We start from the raw sequence: 3432 nt of genomic DNA on the forward strand, positions 1-3432 counted from the left end.
TTTGTGATCTTGTTGTGCATAGGGAAAATAAATCAGGGCAAGGCGCTCGATTGAGCAATAGCTGGCTATTGGGATTGAGAGCAACGCTGACATGGCGTATTTTACCCCCACAAGTGAGCAATAATTTAATGAAATTGGTATAATATAAAACCACAGGCTGCACAGGATAAAGCATTTTTTATTCTGTGCAGAGGCAAGCGTTGAATTAGCCGTTTATTTAAAGAATTTTGCCAGAATGTTTTTACATTCATCAGTATTAACCAAACGCACGAATTCTTGGCTCTCATCGCTGATAACTTGGCTTAATGCTAATTGATTACCTTGGCGAATTAAGCGTCGACTGGTCATAACCGACTCAACTGGCAAATTGGCAATTGCTTGGGCAACTTCTTCGGTCAGGGCAATAAGCTCATCCGGCTGACAAATTTGGTTTGCAATACCATAACTCAATGCTTGTTCAGCGTTAAAGGTTTTACCCAACACCATTAATTCAAAGGCTTTATTTGCACCGACTTTTTGTGTTAATAATAAACTAGAGCCGGCTTCTGGGCATAAACCGAGTTGGGTAAAGGGCAGTTTAAATTTACTGTTATTGGCGGTAATCACCATGTCACAATGTAATAACAGCGTAGTACCAATACCAACGGCGACGCCAGCAACACCTGCCACTAGCGGTTTAGTAAATTCAGACAGGACTTTAACAAACTCAAGGGCAGCTAGGTCATCATCCGTTGAACACTGCATAAAATCATGCAAGTCATTACCGGCACAAAAGCAGTTTTCATTGCCTTGAATGACCAAGCAGTGAATACTTGAGGTTGACTCGGCAAAAGCAAAGTGTTGACAAAGTTGCTGATACATTTCATTAGTTAAGGCATTTTTTTTATCAATCCGATTTAAGGTTATGGTAAAAACACCTTGTTTTTCTGTCGTTAAAATCAAGTTACTCATTTGCCACCAGTTTAGTTACATAGGTTTATCAAAAAAATTAGTATAAGGTGTTGTTATGTTTGTTATCAAGGATGTATCGTCTCAATGAAAAATAATTATTTCTCAATAGCCTTACTATTTATTATTTTAATAGTCAGCATTAGCAAAAATGTTTATGCGAGCAACGTAATAAGCGTTACTGATGGCTACATTAGGGCAAGTATTCCTGGCAGTGACGTTACCGCCGCTTATATGACGATTAACAATGCTGGTGATATAGCGATGACTTTAGAAAAAGTCATCGGCACACTTTCTGATCGTATTGAAATTCATGAGCATAGTATGACTCACGGTATGATGACTATGCGTCAAGTTGACAACGTTACCATTGATGCAAAAAGTAAAGTTGTGCTGCAACCGTCAGGTTTACACCTAATGATTTTTTCATTAAAGCAGAAAATTACTGAAAAAGAGCTTGTTACAATCACATTATACTTCTCAAACAACACGAAAATTAATATTCAATTACCTGTTTATCGATAGTACAATAAACACCATCTTATCCTTGGAGTGGCTATGAAAACAATGTTCTCTACAAAAATTATTGTATGGGCTTTTATCAGCATCTTTTTTCTTCTATATGGCGTCGGTGTTTATTGGAGCACTGAGCCTTCATCCATCAACATCCACGCTGAAGTAACACAGGCAGCTAAAGCCGAAAATGTTGCACCTGTTGTTGGTTACACCACTACAACAGCTTTAATTAAAGTCAGTGAAACGCTATTACACAAACCGGGTGGTTACTTATCAAATGACATCATGCCGCCGTCACTGTTTTTAGATAATATGCCAGCATGGGAATTTGGTGTTTTAGAAATGGTACGTGATATGGCCTTAGTGATGCGTAAAGATTTTAGTCGTTCACAATCGCAATCCTTAGTGAATCAACACTTAAAAGAGGCGCAACCACGCTTTAATATCGATAGTAAAAATTGGGCCATGCCAAGCGCTGAATCTGAATATGGCAAAGCGATCGAACAGCTTTATGCCTATCGTACGGCATTAGTCAGTAGTAATGGTAAAGATAAGGCACAGTTTTACGCTCGCGCTGATAACTTACGTTCTTATCTTGACGAAGTTCAAAAACGTCTAGGCAGCTACTCACACCGCTTAAGTTTAAGTGTTGGTCGCGAACAAGTTAACACTGATTTAGCCGGTGATAATCGCGCTGAACAATCAAGCCAAGGTGATGCTTATTTACAACTAAAAACAAGTTGGTGGCAAATAGATGATGTGTTCTATGAAGCCCGAGGTGCTACCTGGGCATTACTACAGCTACTTAGAGCCATTGAAATAGATTTTAATAGCGTGTTAGAGGATAAGAATGCCAAAATTAGCTTACAACAGATTATCCTCGAATTAGAAGCTAGCCAAGAATCATTATGGAGCCCAATGATATTAAACGGTAGTGGTTTTGGTTTACTTGCCAATCACTCCTTAGTGATGGCTAATTATATTTCTCGCGCCAATGCTGCATTAATAGATTTGAATGAACTTCTAACTAAAGGATAAAGGATGAAAAAAACTTTTTTAGCTGCTAGCGTAGCAGCTTTAATGTGTAGTAGTGCCCAAGCCGATACGCTATTAGGATTATATATTGGCGGTCAGGTATGGGCTAATGAAGCAAGTGGTAGCTTTGGTGATGGAGATTCAAGCAAGGATCAAGCAGTATTTGATTTTGATAATAAAAATCAAGGCAGCTTCTATGTCGCCTTTGAGCACCCTATTCCATTAATTCCAAATATAAAAATAGCATCAACAACGCTCGATACAGTAGGTGGTACAACAATAAGTCAAGATGTTAAAATATTAGGTACTACTTACAACGTAAGTGAAAATTTAGATACTACCCTAGATGCCAGTTTTGTTGATTACACCCTTTATTATGAAGTATTTGATAATGATTTATTAAGCTTTGATTTTGGTTTAACAGCACGTGATCTAGATGCCTATATTAAAGTAGCTGAATCAGATACTAAGGGCAGTGATTTAGATGTGTCAGGCATTATCCCAATGTTTTATCTATCCACTATCGTTGGTTTACCTTTTACTGGTTTAAATATTTTTGCTGAAGCTAACTTTTTAAGCTTTGACGACCAAACGGTTTATGATGCTCAAATTGGCGTTAGTTACTCTATTTTAGATAACCTAGCGGTAGATTTTGACGTAACTTTAGGTTACCGCACTATGAAAATGGAATTAAATGATTTAGATGACTTTTACAGTGATTTAACTTATGACGGTTTCTTTGCTGGTGCCGTTGTTCACTTCTAAAGCATAGTTATTTCTAGAGCATGGTTATTTCTAGAGCATAACGAGCTCGATTCAAAAATATAAAAGCCGTGACTATACCCGTTACCATTCAAAGTGCTCGATTTCAGTGGGAATTTAAATGACTTTAGACAAGGAGAAGAACGTAAACATAGCCAGTCTATATTTTTG

At 37.7% G+C, this 3432-nt stretch carries 4 protein-coding genes; 3 read left to right on the top strand and 1 reads right to left on the bottom strand.

The annotated features are described in order from the left end of the window. Positions 1–213: 213 nt before the first annotated feature. Positions 214–951 (bottom strand): enoyl-CoA hydratase-related protein, encoded by a 738-nt coding sequence (locus tag F580_RS0123580; protein ID WP_019030225.1) that lies wholly within the window; start codon positions 949–951, stop codon positions 214–216. Positions 952–1035: 84 nt separating this feature from the next. On the opposite strand from F580_RS0123580, the gene F580_RS0123585 reads away from it, so the two are divergent. Genes F580_RS0123585 through F580_RS0123595 form a run of 3 tightly spaced genes read left to right on the top strand, consistent with a single transcriptional unit; the run spans position 1036 to position 3264 of the window. Beyond that, positions 1036–1473: a copper chaperone PCu(A)C gene (locus F580_RS0123585; RefSeq protein WP_019030226.1), complete on the top strand. Its 438-nt coding sequence runs from the start codon at positions 1036–1038 to the stop codon at positions 1471–1473. A gap of 33 nt (positions 1474–1506) precedes the next feature. Continuing rightward, positions 1507–2502 (top strand): DUF2333 family protein, encoded by a 996-nt coding sequence (locus F580_RS0123590; protein ID WP_019030227.1) that lies wholly within the window; start codon positions 1507–1509, stop codon positions 2500–2502. 3 nt (positions 2503–2505) lie between these two features. Beyond that, a complete protein-coding gene (locus F580_RS0123595) occupies positions 2506–3264 on the top strand; it encodes a TIGR04219 family outer membrane beta-barrel protein (RefSeq protein WP_019030228.1) in 759 nt (252 codons plus the stop codon). The last annotated feature ends 168 nt before the right edge of the window (positions 3265–3432 follow it).

It is taken from the genome of Colwellia piezophila ATCC BAA-637, assembly GCF_000378625.1.
GTDB classification, from domain to species: Bacteria; Pseudomonadota; Gammaproteobacteria; order Enterobacterales; family Alteromonadaceae; genus Colwellia; species Colwellia piezophila.